General features: G+C 44.2%; 20 protein-coding genes and 1 other RNA gene. 18 read left to right on the top strand and 3 right to left on the bottom strand.

Annotated elements, in window-relative coordinates; translation table 11 throughout:
- The first annotated feature begins 204 nt into the window (after positions 1-204).
- From spoIVA to PGY05_RS12460, 7 genes are all read left to right on the top strand, one after another.
- Complete coding sequence (gene spoIVA, locus PGY05_RS12490; protein WP_270476022.1) at positions 205-1,677, top strand: stage IV sporulation protein A; 1,473 nt, start codon at positions 205-207, stop codon at positions 1,675-1,677.
- Between the two features lie 164 nt (positions 1,678-1,841).
- On the top strand, positions 1,842-2,327 hold the full coding sequence (locus tag PGY05_RS12485) for a MogA/MoaB family molybdenum cofactor biosynthesis protein (protein ID WP_117834041.1): 486 nt from the start codon (positions 1,842-1,844) through the stop codon (positions 2,325-2,327).
- Between the two features lie 8 nt (positions 2,328-2,335).
- Entirely contained in the window at positions 2,336-3,025 is a 690-nt protein-coding gene (locus PGY05_RS12480) for an MBL fold metallo-hydrolase (protein ID WP_173824532.1), read from the top strand.
- Between the two features lie 11 nt (positions 3,026-3,036).
- Positions 3,037-3,510, top strand: a complete 474-nt coding sequence (rnhA, locus tag PGY05_RS12475) for a ribonuclease HI (RefSeq protein WP_008374972.1) — start codon at positions 3,037-3,039, stop codon at positions 3,508-3,510.
- Between the two features lie 46 nt (positions 3,511-3,556).
- An RNA gene (rnpB, locus tag PGY05_RS12470) (RNase P RNA component class A) lies at positions 3,557-3,904 on the top strand.
- Between the two features lie 231 nt (positions 3,905-4,135).
- Positions 4,136-5,065, top strand: coding sequence for a hypothetical protein (locus tag PGY05_RS12465; protein WP_270476018.1), 930 nt, complete (start codon positions 4,136-4,138; stop codon positions 5,063-5,065).
- A gap of 89 nt (positions 5,066-5,154) precedes the next feature.
- Complete coding sequence (locus PGY05_RS12460) at positions 5,155-6,333, top strand: cation:proton antiporter (protein WP_270476016.1); 1,179 nt, start codon at positions 5,155-5,157, stop codon at positions 6,331-6,333.
- Positions 6,334-6,540: 207 nt separating this feature from the next.
- Here the strand turns inward: PGY05_RS12460 and PGY05_RS12455 are convergent, their stop codons facing one another.
- Both PGY05_RS12455 and pyrB read right to left on the bottom strand, forming a co-directional pair.
- A complete protein-coding gene (locus PGY05_RS12455) occupies positions 6,541-6,987 on the bottom strand; it encodes an aspartate carbamoyltransferase regulatory subunit (protein ID WP_008374977.1) in 447 nt (148 codons plus the stop codon).
- Positions 6,988-7,001: 14 nt separating this feature from the next.
- On the bottom strand, positions 7,002-7,922 hold the full coding sequence (gene pyrB, locus PGY05_RS12450) for an aspartate carbamoyltransferase (RefSeq protein WP_117823146.1): 921 nt from the start codon (positions 7,920-7,922) through the stop codon (positions 7,002-7,004).
- 217 nt (positions 7,923-8,139) lie between these two features.
- Between pyrB and pheA the strand changes: the two genes are divergently transcribed.
- The 6 genes from pheA to thiI are packed head-to-tail and all read left to right on the top strand — an operon-like array spanning position 8,140 to position 14,724.
- Complete coding sequence (gene pheA, locus PGY05_RS12445) at positions 8,140-9,270, top strand: prephenate dehydratase (protein WP_270476014.1); 1,131 nt, start codon at positions 8,140-8,142, stop codon at positions 9,268-9,270.
- Between the two features lie 23 nt (positions 9,271-9,293).
- Positions 9,294-10,583, top strand: coding sequence for an ATP-binding protein (locus PGY05_RS12440; RefSeq protein ID WP_270476013.1), 1,290 nt, complete (start codon positions 9,294-9,296; stop codon positions 10,581-10,583).
- 13 nt (positions 10,584-10,596) lie between these two features.
- Positions 10,597-11,559 carry a 50S ribosomal protein L11 methyltransferase gene (prmA, locus tag PGY05_RS12435; protein WP_008374985.1) on the top strand — a complete coding sequence of 321 codons (963 nt, stop codon included), beginning with the start codon at positions 10,597-10,599 and terminating at the stop codon, positions 11,557-11,559.
- A gap of 19 nt (positions 11,560-11,578) precedes the next feature.
- Complete coding sequence (locus tag PGY05_RS12430) at positions 11,579-12,316, top strand: 16S rRNA (uracil(1498)-N(3))-methyltransferase (protein ID WP_270476012.1); 738 nt, start codon at positions 11,579-11,581, stop codon at positions 12,314-12,316.
- A 59-nt stretch (positions 12,317-12,375) separates the two neighbouring features.
- Positions 12,376-13,533, top strand: a complete 1,158-nt coding sequence (locus PGY05_RS12425; RefSeq protein WP_008374989.1) for a cysteine desulfurase family protein — start codon at positions 12,376-12,378, stop codon at positions 13,531-13,533.
- A gap of 9 nt (positions 13,534-13,542) precedes the next feature.
- Positions 13,543-14,724 carry a tRNA uracil 4-sulfurtransferase ThiI gene (gene thiI, locus PGY05_RS12420; protein ID WP_008374992.1) on the top strand — a complete coding sequence of 394 codons (1,182 nt, stop codon included), beginning with the start codon at positions 13,543-13,545 and terminating at the stop codon, positions 14,722-14,724.
- A gap of 92 nt (positions 14,725-14,816) precedes the next feature.
- On the opposite strand, the gene PGY05_RS12415 is transcribed toward thiI, so the two are convergent.
- On the bottom strand, positions 14,817-15,050 hold the full coding sequence (locus PGY05_RS12415) for an HPr family phosphocarrier protein (RefSeq protein WP_008374994.1): 234 nt from the start codon (positions 15,048-15,050) through the stop codon (positions 14,817-14,819).
- A 134-nt stretch (positions 15,051-15,184) separates the two neighbouring features.
- Between PGY05_RS12415 and mtaB the strand changes: the two genes are divergently transcribed.
- From mtaB to PGY05_RS12390, 5 genes are all read left to right on the top strand, one after another.
- Positions 15,185-16,510, top strand: coding sequence for a tRNA (N(6)-L-threonylcarbamoyladenosine(37)-C(2))-methylthiotransferase MtaB (gene mtaB, locus PGY05_RS12410; protein WP_008374996.1), 1,326 nt, complete (start codon positions 15,185-15,187; stop codon positions 16,508-16,510).
- A gap of 51 nt (positions 16,511-16,561) precedes the next feature.
- Entirely contained in the window at positions 16,562-16,819 is a 258-nt protein-coding gene (locus tag PGY05_RS12405) for an IreB family regulatory phosphoprotein (RefSeq protein ID WP_008374998.1), read from the top strand.
- Positions 16,820-16,831: 12 nt separating this feature from the next.
- The gene (ruvX, locus tag PGY05_RS12400; RefSeq protein WP_270476068.1) at positions 16,832-17,260 is read left to right on the top strand and encodes a Holliday junction resolvase RuvX; all 429 of its coding nucleotides are present in this window, start codon (positions 16,832-16,834) and stop codon (positions 17,258-17,260) included.
- A 39-nt stretch (positions 17,261-17,299) separates the two neighbouring features.
- Positions 17,300-17,566 (top strand): DUF1292 domain-containing protein, encoded by a 267-nt coding sequence (locus PGY05_RS12395; RefSeq protein ID WP_008375002.1) that lies wholly within the window; start codon positions 17,300-17,302, stop codon positions 17,564-17,566.
- Positions 17,567-17,688: 122 nt separating this feature from the next.
- Entirely contained in the window at positions 17,689-19,353 is a 1,665-nt protein-coding gene (locus tag PGY05_RS12390; RefSeq protein ID WP_022220372.1) for a ribonuclease J, read from the top strand.
- Positions 19,354-19,499: the final 146 nt, after the last annotated feature.

Raw genomic sequence — 19,499 nt, 5'->3', positions numbered from 1 at the left:
TCCTTTTTTGACTGTAAGAAAATCCCGATAGGATTTTCTGATAAATGAAAGGCATTACGTGCCTGTAATACGCTTTTTTGTTACCATTTATCATACCCGATTTTGAAATTGATGGCAAGAAAGTAAAAGTGAACTGGCAGTATAGTTGTTCTAAACCGGGGAAAGCCCGCATACACTGTATCAGCAATCAAAGGGGGACAGTGTATGGATACATTTGATTTATACAAGGATATACAGTGCCGGACGAATGGAGAGATCTATCTGGGTGTGGTAGGACCGGTACGGAGTGGCAAATCAACCTTTATCAAGCGTTTTATGGATGTGCTGGTGCTGCCGAAAATGACCGATGAGCATGCAAAAGAGCGGACGGTGGATGAGCTTCCGCAGTCTGCGTCAGGGAAGAGCATCATGACAACGGAGCCGAAATTTGTGCCAAAAGAAGCTGCCGAAATCCAGCTCGCAAAGGATGTGAGTGTGCTGGTGCGTCTGATTGATTGTGTGGGCTATATGGTGGAGGGAGCCGCCGGTCACATGGAAAATGGAGCAGAACGTCTGGTGAAAACGCCGTGGAACGAAAAAGAAATTCCGTTTACAAAGGCGGCAGAAATCGGGACGAAAAAGGTAATCCATGACCACTCCACGATCGGGATTGTTGTGACGACAGACGGAAGTATCGGAGAGCTTCCCAGAAACAGCTACCGGGCGGCAGAAAAGAAAACGATCCAGGAGCTGAAAAGCATTGGCAAGCCGTTCGTGGTCTTGGTCAATACCCGGAAACCGTACAGCGCAGAGGCAAAAAACGTGGCAGAAGAAATCCAGAAAGAATATCAGGTAACGGCACTTCCGGTCAACTGTGAACAGCTCCGGGAAGAAGATATCCACCGGATCATGGAAAATGTGCTCTTTGCATTTCCGGTCACAGAAGTAAAATTTTTCCTTCCAAAATGGGTGGAAATACTTACAGCAGATCACAAGGTCCGGGAAGAACTGGTATCTTATGCAAGAGAAGTCATGGGCAGAATCGGAGAAATCCGGGATGCGATGGAGATCCGGAAGCCGGAGCAGAGTACCTACATAAATGCAGTAAATGTAACAGGTGTGTCCATGGATACCGGTGAGATCTCGGTTGAAATCAAGGTAGAAGATGGCTGTTATTATGAAATGTTAAGTGATCTGACCGGAACGCAGATCAGCGGAGAATATGATCTGATCCATACAGTGCGTAATCTTGCCATGCTCCAGAAAGAATATGAAAGTATCAAAGATGCACTTGCTTCGGTTAAAATGAAAGGCTATGGTGTAGTCAGCGCGACAAGAGAAGAAATCCGGCTGGACGATCCAGTGGTAATCCGGCAGGGCAATAAATACGGAGTAAAGATCCGTTCGGAAGCACCTTCTATCCATATGATCCGAGCTAACATTGAGACCGAGATCGCACCGATCGTGGGGAGTGAGCAGCAGGCAAAGGATCTGGTAAATTATATCAACGAGGCGGCAAAGAGCCCGGATGGAGTCTGGGGAACCAATATTTTCGGAAAATCGATCGAAGAGCTGGTGATGGATGGCGTGCGAAACAAGATCGCCATGATCGGGGATGAGAGTCAGGCAAAACTGCAGGACACCATGCAGAAGATCGTCAATGACAGCAACGGAGGTATGGTTTGCATCATTATCTAAAATTTTTCTTAAATCAATTCGATTGGCGGCGGGAAACTTGCATGGCAATCCGAGAGTATGTTATACTAAAGTCTATACGTTAGGGGATACATTTTCATGGAATGAATGGTCATATAAGATACCATGAAATCTATACGTGAGGAGAAAAGAAAAGAGGGACATCTATGAAAGTAGCAATTGTATCAGCAGACACCATGATATACAGAAAACAGAAGGATGATACGTGTTCGCCAATCGTGCGAAGAGTGCTCGATCAGGTCAGCTTCAAGACAGAGCTTGTACAGCCGGTACCAAATGACAGGGAGGTTATCCGCAAGATCCTTGCGAAGATCGCGGATGCACAGATGGCAGATCTGATCCTTACGATCGGTGGGATCGGATGCAGAGAAGAGGACTGTGTTCCGGAAGCGACAAAGGCAGTGGTCGATAAGGAGATTCCGGGGATTGGAGAGTCGATGCGTCTTTTTATGACACGGACCAGAAAAAGGGCAATGCTGACGAGAGGAACAGCAGGTATCCGGGGTAAATCCCTGATCGTCAATCTTCCGGGAAGTCCGAAGATCATTAAAGAGTGTCTGGAATATGTTCTTCCGGAGATTGTTTATGCGACAGAGACGGCAGTCGGTGAACATGATGATGTTGAGGAGTAGGCAGACAGATGAGGGTGACGTATATCGGACACAGCGGATTTTCGGTGGAACTGGAATCCCATATTCTATTATTTGACTATTATGAAGGAACGATGCCGGAGTTTGATCCAGCGAAGAAGCTGTTGGTATTTGCCAGCCATTCCCATCCGGATCATTTTAACAGAGAGATCCTGAAGCTTGCGGATGTGTATCCGGATGTGGAATATGTTTTCCCGAAGGATATCAGAATTGCGAAAAAGGAGCAGCGTGAATCGGAACATTTCATGCGAAAAAGGGATGAGATTACTGTCGGGGATACAAAGGTAAAAAGTCTGCGCTCAACCGATGAAGGGGTTGCCTTTCTGGTAAGATGCGAAGACAGGATCATTTATCATGCAGGGGATCTGAACTGGTGGCACTGGGAAGAGGAAGATGATGCGTATAACCGGATGATGCGCGGCGATTATCAAAAGGAGATTGAAACGCTGGCCGGTGAAAAGATCGATCTTGCATTTGTCGTGCTTGACCCGAGACAGGAAGAGCAGTTTTACTGGGGCTTTGACTGGTATATGCGGCATACGGATACGAAGATTGTATTTCCGATGCATATGTGGAAGCAGTACGAGGTGCAGGATCGGCTTATCGGAATGGAAGTATCAGAACCATACCGGGAGAAGATCATGCGGATCCGGGAAATGGGACAGGTATTTGAACTATAAGGAGACAAGTTATGAAAGTCAGTATTTATACAGATGGAGCGGCAAGAGGTAATCCGGACGGACCGGGCGGTTATGGAGTCGTTCTGGAATATGTAGACCCGAAGGGAGAACTTCACGTTAAAGAGCTTTCCGGCGGCTATGTGCGGACAACCAATAACCGGATGGAGCTGATGGCTGTCATCCGGGGGCTGGAAGCGCTCAACAGACCTTGCGAGGTAGAGCTTTATTCTGATTCCCAATATGTGGTCAATGCATTCAATCAGCACTGGATTGAGGGATGGATCAAAAAGGGCTGGAAGCGTGGGAAGAATGAGCCGGTCAAGAATACCGACCTGTGGAAGCGGCTTCTGGAAGCGAAAAAGCCGCACCAGGTGAACTTCAATTGGGTAAAAGGGCATGATGGACACCCGCAGAATGAACGTTGTGATACTCTTGCGACAACGGCCGCAGACGGAAATGAGCTGCAGGTTGATCCGGGGGTGTAGAAGAAATCCTTTACACTGATAAAAAAATGTGATAAAGTATCTAAGGCAAGTAAGACAGACGTTCGCGGATGCAGGTGCCGAAAGGCCGCAGACGAGGAAAGTCCGGGCTTCACAGGGCAGGATGCCGGATAACGTCCGGTAGAGGTGACTCTAAGGATAGTGCAACAGAAATATACCGCCTGCAGATGCAGGTAAGGTTGGAAGGGCAGTGTAAGAGACTACCGCCTGGGTGGTAACACACAGGGCATATGTAAACCCCATCCGAAGCAAGACCGAAAAGAAGTGGTATGGCGGCCCGTCATGCTTCAGGTTGGTCGCTTGAGTCTGCTGGCAACAGCAGAACTGGATAGATGAACGTCCACGACATAACCCGGCTTATCGTTTTGCTTGCTTTTTTATTTTTAATTGAGAAATTTTGAAAAGAATCTGTACTCATATTCATGAAGGATATAGATTCTTTTTTTGTTGTGGTGTTCTTTAAAAAACTTTAGTTTTTATGATATCGTAGTATTGTGTGAATGATTTTTTGAGTGGAATGAAAAATAAAAAAACGTGATAATCCGTTTGACAATCGTTTGAAAAATATGGTAGTTTTAGGAGGATTAAAGTTATGTAGGAGTGTCAAATGAGGAATGATCGTTTTCAAAGTCGGGAAAGAGGGAATGTAGCATATTACCATCTTCCGGGCTTGTTTGAATTTTATGAACTGTACAGACTTTTTTTGCCGCTGTTTTATACACACAGGGAGTATTTCTATGACTGGTGTGAGATTGGTTCCATTTATGGAGCCCCGGAAGACTGCCTGTGGGGCGGAGGACGTGTGGAAGCAGGAGAAGCTGAGCCGGAAGAAGTGCTTGCACTTATGCAGAAGTACGGGATTTCTGCCCGTCTGACCTTTAGTAATTCTCTGCTCAGGAAAGAGCACCTTGCGGATCAGAGATGCAATATGCTTTGTCAGTTATTTGAGAAAAGCACAGGTGTGAAAAACGGTGTGATCGTGCACTCAGAGCTGCTGGTGGATTATCTGAAAAAGAAGTATCCGGGGTTCTATCTGGTTTCATCTACCACGAAAGTGTTGACCGAATTTCAGGAGTGTCTGCGGGAAATCCAGAGAGAAGATTTTCAATATGTCGTGCCGGATTTCCGTCTGAATAAGATGTTGGATAAATGGAATACATTATCAGAAGGTCAGAAGGATAAAGTTGAATTCCTGTGTAATGAGTGTTGTTGGTTCGGCTGCAGGGACCGGAAAGCCTGTTATGAGGATGTGAGCCGGAAGAATCTCGGAGAAGATGGAGAGGAACACCGGTGTACTGCGCCAAATGCAAAGGAAGGCTATCGTTTTTCAAAAGCACTGACAAATCCGGGATTTATCAGTGTAGATGATATCAAAAATATCTATTTGCCGATGGGATTTACAAATTTTAAGATCGAAGGCAGGGGACTTGGAAGTGCGCTGATCCTGGAATTTCTGCTGTATTATATGACAAAGCCGGAATATCAGCTGCATGTAAGAGAGGAATTGTATCTGGATAATATGCTGGATTTGTTTTAAAATCAAGGGAAAGATTTTTATGGACAAATACCAGAAATTTCGAAGACATATTCGCTTTTGTTTTTCTGCGTCTATAGGAGGTATTTTTTATGTTATTAAGTATTGCGCTGATCCTGCTTGTTGGAATGTGTATGAGTTGGATCTGTCAGAAGATCAAATTGCCAGGTTTGCTTGGGATGTTGGCGACCGGTGTAGTTCTCGGACCATATGTTTTGAATCTGCTGGACAGCAGTATTCTTGGAATTTCATCCGAACTCCGGAAAATTGCCCTGATTATCATTTTGACAAGGGCAGGGCTTGGGCTGGATCTGTCAGGACTGAAGAAAATAGGAAGATCCGCAGTGATGATGTGCTTTGTCCCTGCAAGCTTTGAACTTCTGGGAATGCTTTTGATTGCACCGAAATTGATGGGAATCACCTTGCTGGAAGCTGCAATTATGGGAGCAGTGCTTGCGGCCGTTTCACCGGCGGTTGTGGTGCCGAGAATGGTAAAGCTGATGGAGGAAGGATATGGAGTAAAGGAAGGAATCCCACAGCTTATCTTTGCCGGAGCATCGGTAGATGATGTCTATGTGATCGTATTATTTTCTACCTTTGTTGGAATGATGCAGGGAAAAGGGGCTTCGGTCATCAGCTTTGTAAATATCCCGGTATCGATCATTCTGGGAATTGCGATCGGACTGCTGATCGGAGTCCTGCTGGCATGCTTTTTTAAAAAAGTTCACATTCGGGATACCACAAAGGTTCTGATTATTTTGAGTATTTCGTTCCTGCTGGTTACGATTGAAGATAAAATGACAACTGCAATCACATTTTCTGCACTGATCGCAATTATGTTTATTGGAATTGGACTGCAGAAAAAACGGGAGGTTGTTACAAAAAGAATCTCTGTAAAATACGGGAAACTCTGGGTTGGAGCAGAGGTGTTCCTGTTTGTACTGGTGGGGGCAACGGTCAATATCGGGTATCTGGGAAAGGTTGGAATCAAGGCGGTGCTTTTGATCGCAGGCGCATTGGTGTTCCGGATGCTGGGTGTATTTGCATGTCTGCTTGGAACCAGTCTTCGAGGAAAAGAAAAAGCCTTTGTGATGATGGCGTATACACCGAAAGCAACCGTGCAAGCAGCAATCGGAGGAATTCCGCTTTCGCTGGGATTTGCCTGTGGGGATATGGTACTTACGGTGGCAGTACTTGCAATCGTGCTGACAGCGCCACTTGGAGCGTTTGTGATTGATCTTTCTTATAAAAAGCTATTGGATAAAAGATAAGAATGGACGGAAAATCTATGACTGCATTCTGTCAATATCCACTGTATGCTGTGCCGGACAAACATACTGCAGAAAACAGGACGAGCAATACCAAGATCTTCTTTCTTACTGTACGAAGGAGACAAAAAATAAAGGACGCATGAAAAAAATTTCTTTTTTCATGCGTCCTTTGCGTGGCACTTGTCCGCCTTGTCTAACAAGCCGACGCTAGCCCCGCTTTCTGTTGTATTTCTCTTCACAGTATTTACATCTATACACTTCGTTCTCCGGATCAGTCAGTACAAACACATGATCCAGTCCCTGTTCAATCGAAGTAATACATCTCGGATTGTGGCATCTGATCACATTCTTGATTTCAGATGGCAGTTTCAGTTCTTTTTTCTCAACAATCTTGGAATCTTCGATAATATTTACCGTGATATTATGATCGATAAAACCAAGGATATCCAGATCAATGATATCAATCGGGCATTCAATCTTGATGATATCCTTTTTACCCATCTTGTTACTTTTGGCATTTTTGATGATGGCTACGCAGCAGTCAAGCTGATCAAGTTTCAGATATTTGTAGATATCCATGCTTTTTCCTGCTTTGATGTGATCCAGTACGAAGCCCTCTGAAATTTTCCCAATGTTCAGTGTATTTTCAACCATGTCTTTCGCCTCCCTTAATCTACATGAATATCCAAAAGTGTCAGGATCAGTGCCATACGGATATAGACACCATACTGTACCTGTTTGAAATAAACAGCTCTTGGATCATCATCAACTTCAACAGAAATTTCGTTGACACGCGGAAGTGGATGGAGAACCAGCATATCTTTTGGCGCAAGTTCCATTTTCCCTTTGTCCAGGATGTAGAAATCTTTCATACGGACATAATCTTCCTCGTTGAAGAAACGTTCCTTCTGAACACGTGTCATATAAAGGATATCGAGATCCGGAAGGGCATCCTCCAGGCGTTCTACTTCTGTATATGGGATATTTTTCTTATCCAGTACGTCTTTGCGTACATAACCTGGCAGACGGAGTTCCTCCGGTGAAATAAGTACAAACTCGATGTTCTCATAACGCACCAGGGCATTGATCAGAGAATGTACGGTACGACCGAATTTGAGGTCTCCACAGAGTCCGATCTTCAGATTATTCAGACGTCCTTTTAAAGAACGGATGGTTAAAAGGTCAGTCAGTGTCTGTGTAGGATGCTGATGTCCGCCATCACCTGCGTTGATCACCGGGATTGAAGAGTGCTGCGCTGCAACCATCGGTGCACCTTCTTTTGGATGTCTGATCGCACAGATATCTGCATAGCAGGAAACCATACGGATCGTATCTGCTACGCTTTCCCCTTTGGTAGCAGAGCTGGAAGCTGCCGAAGAAAAGCCAAGTACATTACCACCGAGATTCATCATTGCTGCTTCATGACTCAGTCGGGTACGGGTACTTGGCTCATAGAATAAAGTGGCAAGCTTTTTGCCTGCGCAAGCATGTGCATATTTTTCCGGATGAGCTTCGATATCACCTGCAAGATCCATAAGCTTATCGAGCTCTTCCACAGAAAAATCTAAAGGACTCATTAAATGTCTCATAAGAAACCTCCTTAAAAATAACCGCAGAATATGTGCGGCTTCATATATTCTTTATCTATAATATAACAAAAACATGGGTATTTCAACAAAGTTTTACATGTTTTTTCTGATCGGGTTTGCGAAGAAATGTAGATTTTACAGAAAAAATATATTATAATGAAAAATTAGTAACGTCAGCGTAAGAAGACATAAGGATAAAACGATAAGGAGTGGGACGATGCAGAGTCTGGAAGAGATGAGAAAAGAGCTTGATGTGATCGATGACCAGATCACCACGCTTTATGAGAGACGTATGAAGGTCTGCGAAGGAGTTGCAGAATATAAGATAAAGAACGGACGAAAAGTATTTGATAAGACAAGAGAGAACGAGAAACTGGCAGCAGTAGCAGAAAAGGTGTCCACAGATTTTAACAAAAAAGGGATCCGGGAGCTTTTTGAACAGCTGATGAGCATGAGCAGAAAGCTGCAGTACCAGCGTCTTTCTGAGGAAGGAGTTCTGGGAAGACTTCCCTTTATCGGACTGGATCAGTTGGATCTTGATGGTGCACGTGTGGTCTTCCAGGGAGTGGAAGGAGCCAACAATCAGGCAGCTATGTTAAAATATTTTGGAAAAAATGTGAAAAACTTCCATGTACCGTCATTCCGTGATGCAATGGAAGCAATTGAAGAGGGAAGCGCAGATTATGCAGTCCTTCCAATTGAAAATTCTTCCGCAGGTCCGGTGACACAGGTGTATGACCTTCTGGTGGAATTTGAAAATTACATTGTAGGAGAGACGGTCCTTCCGATTAAGCATATGCTTGCCGGAGTGAAAGGAACTACACTTTCCAGCATTGAAAGAGTGTATTCACATCCACAAGGACTGATGCAGACATCCCATTTCCTGGATGAACACGGAACCTGGCAGCAGATCAGTGTTGCCAATACTTCTATGGCGGCCAAGAAGATGATGGAAGACCAGGATACCACGCAGGCAGCTGTCTGCAACGAATATGCAGCAGAGCTTTACGGACTGGATATCCTAGCAAGAGAGATCAATGACGAATCTGACAACAGTACAAGATTTATCATTGTCACGAACCAGAAGGTATTCATGAAAAATGCATCCAAGATCAGTATTTGCTTTGAAATACCGCATGAGAGTGGATCGTTGTACCATCTGCTTTCCCATTTTATTTACAATGACCTGAACATGACAAAGATCGAATCCCGGCCGGTAGAAGGAAAAAGCTGGGAATACCGTTTCTTTGTGGACTTTGAAGGAAATCTGGCAGATGCCGCAGTGAAAAATGCGATCCGTGGACTGAGGGAAGAAGCACTGAACCTGAAAATCCTTGGAAATTATTAGACTGAAAAAGAGAGGACACGTCTATGAGAACAAATGAACTGATATTATATCGTTATATGGAACATGAAGATCTGCTTCGGGACATGACATTTCTGATCGACAATGCAGATAATGATTATTACAACAAAGAGGATTTGAAGAGCCTTCTTTTCGAAAATTTAAATGAGCTGATCGAGCTGGCTGCAAACTATGGATTCGAGGGGAACCTCTGGCATACCTTCCTGACGTTCCTGCTTGCCAACAGTGAGAATGCTTACAGCACAGCCTGTGAAGTGGTAGGAGAGGTAGAGGGAAGCGTCAATAAAGCAGCCCTTCATGATTTTCAGATTTTCAAAGAACTGTTCGAATATGATCTGAAAGAGATGGGTGAAAAGCTCGGTACAGACAGTCTGGAACTGATTGAGGAATATCATCCGGTCAATGCCAAGGGACATGTATTTAACAAGAGGATTCGCGACCGGATCTGCGACTTAAGCAAAGCTCTTGCACAGACAGATGATGCAGAAGAATTTAAGACAACTGTAACCCAGTTCTACAAAGAATTCGGAGTGGGAACTTTCGGACTTCACAAGGCATTCCGTATTGAGCATACGGAAGAAGGAGCACAGATCGTGCCGATCACCAAGATCGCACACGTCCATCTGGATGATCTGGTGGGCTATGACATTGCCAAGAAGAAACTGATCGATAATACCGAGGCATTTGTAAAGGGTAAAAAAGCTAATAACTGTCTGCTTTTTGGTGATGCCGGAACCGGTAAATCTTCTTCGATCAAGGCAATCCTGAACCAGTATTATGACCAGGGACTTCGTATGATCGAAGTGTACAAGCATCAGTTCAAAGACCTGAATGATGTGATCGCACAGATTAAGAACCGGAATTACAAATTTATTATTTATATGGATGATCTTTCTTTTGAAGAATTCGAGATTGAGTACAAATATCTGAAAGCGGTGATCGAAGGCGGTCTGGAGAAGAAACCGGATAATATCCTGATCTATGCAACTTCCAACAGAAGACATCTGGTACGTGAGACATTCAAAGATAAAGCTGACAGAGATGAAGAACTGCATACCAATGATACCGTACAGGAGAAACTGTCGCTGGTAGCAAGATTCGGCGTGACCATTTATTTTGGAAAACCGGATAAAAAAGAATTCCAGAAGATTGTCACCACGCTTGCAGATCGTTACGGTGTCGAGATGGAAGAGGAAAAGCTTCTTCAGGAGGCAAACAAATGGGAATTGAGCCATGGTGGATTAAGCGGACGTACTGCACAGCAGTTTATTGATTATTTGCTTGGACAACAATAAAAGGAGAACCAATATGAAGTGGAATAAATTCAGATTAAAGACAACAACCGAGGCAGAAGACATTGTCAGTAGTATGCTGATGGACCTTGGTGTACAGGGAATCGAGATTGAGGATAAGATTCCGATGACACAGGCGGAAAAAGAGCAGATGTTTGTTGATATCCTTCCGGAGACAGGAATCAATGACGGTATCGCATATATCAGTTTCTATCTGGAAGAAGATGAAGATAAAGAAAGTCTTCTGGAAGCTGTGAAAAATGAATTGGAAGATATGCGTGCCTATGTGGAAGTAGGTGAAGGAACGATAGAAGAATCCCAGACAGAGGATGTGGACTGGGTCAATAACTGGAAAAAATATTTTCACCAGTTCTATGTGGATGATATCCTGATCATTCCGTCCTGGGAAGAAGTAAAGCCGGAAGATGAAGGCAAGATGATCGTGCATATCGATCCGGGAACTGCATTCGGAACGGGAATGCATGAGACCACACAGCTCTGCATCCGTCAGCTCCGCAAATATGTGACAGAGGACACCAGAATTCTGGATGTAGGATGCGGAAGTGGAATTCTTGGAATGCTGGCTCTGATGTTCGGTGCAAAGTATTCTGTAGGAACAGACCTGGATCCGTGTGCGATTGATGCAACCTATGAAAATATGGAAGTCAACGGTATTTCAAAGGATAAATACGAAGTAATGATCGGAAATATCATTGATGATAAAGCGGTCCAGGATAAAGTTGGTTATGGATGCTATGATATCGTTGTGGCGAATATTCTTGCAGACGTACTGGTGCCGCTGACACCGGTGATCGTGAACCAGTTAAAAGATGGTGGTATCTACGTGACAAGTGGTATCATCGAAGACAAGGAGGAGACGGTAAAAGCAGCGGTAGAGGCAGCAGGTCTCACGGTCCTGGAGGTTCATCATCAGGGAGAATGGGTATCTGTAACAGCGAGAAAAGAAACGAAAGCGTAGGCAGAGAGGATCAGAAAAGATGCATCATTTTTTTGTAACACCACAGCAGATCTCCGGAGATAAGATCCGGATTGAAGGCGGAGATGTTAATCATATGAAGAATGTGCTCCGGATGAAGCTGCATGAAAAGGCTGAAATCAGTGACGGAGAAAGCAGAACCTATCTGTGCGAGGTGGAAGCCTATGAAGAAGATGTGGCGGTTCTGCATATTCTGGAAGAGATGGAAGCGGACACGGAACCGGCGTCAAAGCTGTATCTTTTCCAGGGGCTTCCCAAAAGCGACAAGATGGAGCTGATCGTGCAAAAAGCGGTGGAGCTTGGCGTGTATCAGGTGATTCCTGTGGCAATGAAGCGTTCTGTTGTGCGTCTGGATGATAAGAAAGCAGCGAAAAAAGCGGACCGTTGGAATTCCATCGCAGAAAGTGCGGCAAAGCAGGCCGGAAGAAGCCGGATCCCGGAAGTTACCATGCCGCTTTCTTATAGAGAAGCACTGAAAATGGCAGAAGAGCTTGATGTGACGTTGCTTCCGTATGAACTTGCAGGTGGTATGGAAGTGACAAGAGAAGTGATTCGCCAGATTAAAAGTGGACAGTCTGTTGGGATTTTTATCGGACCAGAGGGTGGATTTGAACCGGAAGAAGTTGATGCAGCAGTCAGTATGGGGGCGAAGGTCATCACCCTGGGCAGGCGGATCCTGCGGACAGAGACAGCCGGACTTGCAACGCTTGCTGTACTGATGTTTGAACTGGAACAGTAGACCGGCAGGCAAAGAACTGCATAAGATAAAGAGAAGAAGTGTTTGGGAGACAAAGAAAAATGGAAGTTTATCTGGATAATTCAGCAACAACGAGAGCCTATGAGTGTGTTCGGGATATAGTCGGAAAAGTGATGTGTGAGGATTACGGCAATCCATCCTCCATGCATAAAAAAGGTGTGGATGCAGAAGCGTATGTCCGTGAGGCGAAGGAGACACTTGCAAAGATTCTGAAGGTGCAGGAAAAGGAACTTTATTTCACATCCGGTGGAACAGAAAGTGACAACCTTGCATTGATCGGAGGTGCACGTGCCAATCACCGTGCCGGCAAGCATCTGATCACCAGTTCAATTGAACATCCGGCAATTCTCAATACCATGCGTTACCTGGAAGAGGAGGAGGGCTATCGTGTGACCTATCTTCCGGTTGATGAGTATGGACGGATCCGCCTGGATGCGTTAAAGGAAGCGCTCTGTGACGAGACGATTCTGGTATCGGTCATGTATGTGAATAACGAAGTGGGATCGGTTCAGCCGATTGCAGAAGCATCTGCGATCGTAAAGGCTTATAATAAAAATATCCTGTTCCATGTGGATGCAGTACAGGGATTTGGAAAATATAAGATTTACCCGAAAAAGATGGGAATCGATATGCTTTCTGTAAGCGGACATAAGATCCATGGACCGAAGGGAATCGGTTTTATCTATATCAATGAAAAAGCAAAAGTAAAACCGATCATTTTCGGAGGCGAGCAGCAGAAAAACATGCGTTCCGGAACAGAAAATGTACCGGGGATTGCAGGAATCGGGCTGGCAGCAAAGACGATTTACACAGACCTGGATGAAAAGGTGGCACATATGCGTGCCTTGAAACAGCACTTTATCGAAGGGGTACAGAAAATCGATCATACTGTGATCCACGGACTTTATGATGAAACAAGTGCACCACATATCATCAGTGTGGGATTTGCAGGAATCCGGAGTGAGGTTCTTCTTCATACACTGGAAGAGAAGGGAATTTATGTATCATCCGGTTCGGCATGTGCATCCAACCACCCAGCAATCAGCGGGGTATTAAAAGGAATCGGAGCCGGAAAAGAATATCTGGACGCAACGCTTCGGTTCAGTATGTCAGAATTTACTACAGAAGAAGAAATTGACTATACGTTGGAAACATTATATAATTGTGTACCGATGCTTAGAAAGTACACACGCCATTAGGAGGAAAGAATGAAGTTTCAGACTTATTTGATAAAATATGGAGAAATCGGAATCAAAGGAAAGAACCGCTATATGTTCGAGGATGCGTTGGTAAGACAGATCAAGCATTCATTAAAGGACCTGGATGGATTATTCCATACTTATAAAGCACAGGGAAGAGTTTATGTGGACTGTGACGGAGATTATGACGGAGATGAAGTGGTAGAAGCTCTGAAAAGAGTATTCGGAATTGTAGGGATCTGTCCGGTTGTCCGCGTAGAGGATAAAGGATTTGAAGAACTGAAAAAAGATGTGATCGCATACATGGATGAGGTTTATCCGGATAAGAATATCACATTTAAGGTAGAGTCCCGTCGTGCAAAGAAAACCTATCCGAAGAAATCAATGGAGATCAATTATGACCTCGGAGAAGCTATTCTGTATGCATTCCCGGAAATCCGGGTAGATGTACACCACCCGGATGTACTGCTTCATGTAGAGGTAAGAGAAGAGATTTATATCTATTCCGAGATCATTCCGGGACCTGGCGGTATGCCGATCGGGACCAATGGAACCGCGATGCTTCTGCTTTCCGGTGGAATCGACAGTCCGGTTGCAGGTTATATGATCTCCAAACGTGGCGTCGGACTGGAGGCAACCTATTTCCATGCACCGCCGTACACCAGCGAGAGGGCCAAACAGAAGGTAGTGGATCTTGCAAAGCAGGTTTCCAAATATACAGGACCGATCAAGCTGCATGTAGTCAACTTTACCGATATCCAGCTTTATATCTATGAAAAATGCCCACATGATGAACTGACGATCATCATGCGCCGTTATATGATGCGGATTGCAGAGCATTTTGCAAAAGAAGACGGATGCCTGGGACTTATTACCGGTGAAAGTATCGGACAGGTGGCAAGCCAGACCATGCAGAGCCTGATGGCAACCAACGATGTATGTACATTGCCGGTATATCGGCCACTGATCGGATTTGACAAGCAGGAGATCGTAGATATTTCAGAGAAGATCGGAACCTATGAGACTTCCATTCTTCCATACGAAGACTGTTGTACGATCTTCGTGGCAAAACATCCGGTAACCAAACCGAATGTAGAAGTGATCCGCAAATCAGAAGAAAACTTAAGTGAAAAGATTGATGAACTGTTTGCAGAAGCAGTGAATACTGTGGAGACGATCATCGTAAAATAATAAAAGAAAAAGGGGAGCTTTTTCAGGCTCTCCTCAAAAAAAGAAAGGACGCAGTACAGAAAATGTACTGCGTCCTGATACTTCGCATTCTATTATACTAAGTATGGTTTCAGAAGTTCGATGATGTTATCAGCATCCTGGTTCTCAGCATGGATGTTCAGATCGATCGGTTTAGAAAGATCAAGACTGAAGATACCCATGATAGATTTTGCATCAATCACATATCTTCCGGATACCAGGTCAAAATCGTAATCGTATTTTGTGATTTCGTTTACGAATGATTTTACTTTGTCGATAGAATTTAAAGAAATTTGTACGGTTTTCATTGAAAACACACCTCCTTGATTTCATTTTCTATAGTTATATTAAAAGTTATACATAAAAAAGTCAAGGAACAAAACGCCGAAGAATGAATGAAATTTTCGTTAAATGTTATAAATATTGAAAGTAGGATAAATTTATGAAAAAAGCAGCATTACACAACCTGGGCTGTAAGGTAAATGCTTATGAAACAGAAGCGATGCAGGAACTGCTGGAAAAGAACGGATATGAGATCGTACCGTTTCATGATCTGGCAGATGTCTATGTGATCAATACCTGCTCGGTGACGAATATGGCAGACCGCAAGTCCAGACAGATGATCCATCGTGCCCGAAAACAGAATCCTGATGCAGTGATCGTAGCGGCCGGCTGTTATGTGCAGGCGCAGGCGGATATGGGTGAGCTGGATGAGAATATAGATATTGTAATCGGGAATAATAAAAAAAAGGATCTGATCCGCCTTCTGGAAGAATATTTTAAAGAAGACATTCCGGAACAGATGCAGGAGGTCATTGACATTAACCATACCTTCGAGTATGAGAGCCTCCATCTTTCCCGGACAGCAGAGCATACAAGGGCATATCTGAAAGTGCAGGATGGATGCAACCAGTTCTGTACCTATTGCATCATTCCTTATGCGAGAGGACGCGTGCGCAGCAGGAAAAAAGAAGACGTAGTGGAAGAGGTGCGTACACTTGCGGAACATGGGTATCAGGAAGTGGTGCTTACCGGAATCCATCTCAGTTCTTACGGACTGGAATGGAAAGATGAAAATGGAAAGCAGACAGAAGGACTCCTGGATCTGATCCGCGCGGTACATGGAGTTGAAGGGATCAAAAGGATCCGTCTGGGTTCTCTGGAACCGCGTATCGTGACGGAAGAATTTGCAAAAGAACTGGCTTGCCTGCCGAAGATATGTCCGCATTTTCACCTGTCTCTGCAGAGCGGATGTGATGCAACCCTGAAACGGATGAACCGCAGATATGATGCGGCAGAATATCGGGAAAAATGTGAGCTTCTCCGGAAGTATTTTGAAAATCCGGCACTGACAACCGATGTGATCGTAGGATTCCCGCAGGAATCAGAGGAAGAATTTGAAGCCTCCCGGGACTTTGTAGACAGCATCAATTTTTATGAGACTCATATATTTAAGTATTCAAAACGCCAGGGAACGAAGGCTGCGAAGATGGACGGGCAGATCCCGGAACATGAAAAAACGCGAAGAAGCAATATCATGCTGGAACTGAACCGCAAAAAAATGCAGCGCTATGAAGAAGGATGGCTTGGGAAAAAGGTGGAAGTTCTATTTGAAGAGATGACAGAACGTGATGGGAAAAATTATGTCACAGGGCACACCAAGGAATATCTGCGGATTGGGGTTCCATGCGAACCGGAACAGGCAGACCGGTGGACCAATCAGTTAAAAGAGATAGAACTTACTTCACTTTCACAAATTATGCATTGAATTTTTGTATAGATTATATTAAAATGAATATGAAGTATTGGAGGTCGTAAGATGAAAGATATAACGAATACACAATTTTTTCAGGTAGAGACAGGACCACAGATCCAGGCAAAAGATATTCTGGAAATTGTATATAATGCTCTGGTGGAAAAAGGATATAATCCGGTGAATCAGATTGTAGGATACATTATGTCCGGTGATCCTACATACATTACCAGCTATAACGGAGCAAGAAGCCTTGTGATGAAGGTTGAGCGGGATGAGATAGTAGAAGAATTATTAAAAGCTTATATCAGACATGAACTGTAGGTTGAAGATATGATGCGGATAATGGGACTTGATTATGGTACGAAGACCGTAGGTGTTGCTGTAAGTGATCCTCTGGGGATTACGGCACAGGCAGTGGAGACAGTTACGAGGAAGGACGAGAACAAGCTTCGGAAGACACTGGCAAGGATTGAGAGCCTTGCAACCGAACATGGAGTAGAGAAGTTTGTGATCGGTTTTCCGAAACATATGAATAATGATATCGGAGAACGGGCAGAGAAGGCACTGGAATTTGGAGAGATGCTGAAGCGGCGTACCGGCATTGAGATCGTGATGTGGGATGAGCGCCTTACAACGGTGGAAGCGGAACGGACACTTATGGAATCCGGCGTAAGACGGGAGAACCGCAAGCAGTATGTGGATCAGATCGCGGCTGTATTTATATTGCAGGGATATCTGGACTCTCTGGGTATGCAAAAGTAACAGGCTTTGGAATACAATCAGACGATAAGGGGAAAGTATATGAAGAATGAAAAATTAACGTTTACATGCGGAGAAGGCGGCGAAGCAGAAGAATTTTTTGTTGTGGAGCAGACCAGACTGAATGGAGTGACTTACCTTCTGGTTGCAGATTCAGAAGAGGATGATGCAGAGTGCCTGATCTTGAAGGATACAAGTGCGCCGGAAGAGAAGGACAGCGTTTATGAGATGGTAGAAGAGGAAGTAGAGCTTAATGCCGTACTCAAGGTGTTCGAAGAGCTTCTGGAGGATGTGGAGATTGAAGTGTAGACGGAACTGTCAAAAGAATATTTCTGACAGATAAGAACGGGGTTCGCACACAGAGGCGGACTCCGAATTTTACGATAATTAAATGTACGGATGAGATACATAAAATATATGGAGGTGTGAGATTGAAGAAAAAAAGCAACTCAAAACTTAAGATCATTCCGCTTGGAGGCCTTGAAAAGATCGGAATGAATATCACTGCCTTTGAATATGAAGACAGTATTATTGTAGTAGATTGCGGATTGTCGTTCCCGGAAGATGATATGCTCGGAATTGATCTTGTAATCCCGGATATCAGTTACCTTAAGAGCAATGCGGATAAGGTGAAGGGTTTTGTGATCACACATGGACATGAGGATCACATTGGAGCGCTTCCTTATGTGCTTAAAGAGATTAATCTGCCGATTTATACAACAAAGCTGACTATGGGAATTATCGAGAAAAAGCTCACAGAGCACAATCTTCTCCGCTCAACTAAAAGAAAAGTAGTGCGCCATGGACAGTCGATCAATCTTGGAAAATTCAGAATTGAATTTATCAAGACGAACCACAGTATCCAGGATGCATCGGCACTGGCAATCTATTCGCCGGCAGGTATTGTTGTGCATACCGGAGACTTTAAGGTAGATTATACACCGGTATTTGGTGATGCGATTGATCTGCAGCGTTTTGCAGAAATTGGCAAGAAAGGGGTACTGGCATTGATGTCAGACAGTACCAATGCGGAGAGACCTGGTTTTACACAGTCAGAAAGGACAGTGGGAGCTACATTTGACCGGCTTTTTGCCGAACACTCCAATACAAGAATTATTGTAGCAACCTTCGCTTCGAATGTAGACCGTGTACAGCAGATCATCAATACGTCTTACAAGTATGGACGTAAAGTAGTTGTAGAAGGCCGCAGTATGGTAAATATCATTTCGGTTGCATCAGAGCTTGGCTATTTGAATGTGCCGGAGAATACGCTGATCGAGACAGATCAGTTGAAAAACTATCCAAGAGAGAAGACAACGATCATCACAACCGGAAGCCAGGGAGAATCTATGGCGGCTCTGTCACGTATGGCAGCAGATATCCATAAGAAGATCTCAATCATGCCGGGTGACACAATCATTTTAAGCTCTAATCCGATCCCGGGTAATGAAAAAGCGGTATCGAATATCATCAATGAACTCTCTGAAAAGGGAGCGAATGTTATTTTCCAGGATACGCACGTATCCGGACATGCGTGCCAGGAAGAGCTGAAGCTGATCTATTCACTGGTAAAACCAAAATATGCAATTCCGGTTCACGGAGAATACCGTCATCTGAAAGCGAACGCAGGTATTGCCAAATCTCTTGGGATTCCGAAGGACAACATTTTCATCCTCAAGTCAGGCGATGTACTCGCACTGGATGATGAAAGTGCAGAAGTTTTAGATAAGGTACACACAGGAGAAATCCTGGTAGATGGACTCGGTGTTGGTGATGTCGGTAATATTGTACTGCGTGATCGTCAGCATCTGGCAGAAGACGGAATCCTGATTGTTGTTCTGACACTGGAAAAGCGTACCAACCAGCTTCTTGCCGGACCTGATATCGTATCCCGTGGATTTGTTTATGTACGTGAATCTGAAAGCCTGATGGAAGAGGCACGGAAGGTTGTTACGGAAGCGGTTGAAAAATGTCTGATGAGCCGTCATGCTGACTGGAGCAAGATTAAGCTTGTGATCCGCGACACAATGAATGACTTTATCTGGAAAAGAACCAAGAGAAAACCAATGATCCTTCCGATCATTATGGATGTATAATATAAAGATGCCTGTGGCATTTTTATGAAAATAAGCAGATGCGAAGATATCTGCATAAAGAAGCGCAGTCAGAGTTGAAAAGAAAATAAACTTTGTCTGCGCTTCTATGATAAATGTATAGGATAAGAATTCCCTTGGAAGAAAAG

Source organism: Coprococcus sp. AF51-11b1, assembly GCF_027682785.1.
GTDB lineage: Bacteria > Bacillota > Clostridia > Lachnospirales > Lachnospiraceae > Allocoprococcus > Allocoprococcus comes.
Note: the sequence above shows the minus strand (reverse complement) of the source record. Positions and strands in the feature narration are given on the sequence as shown.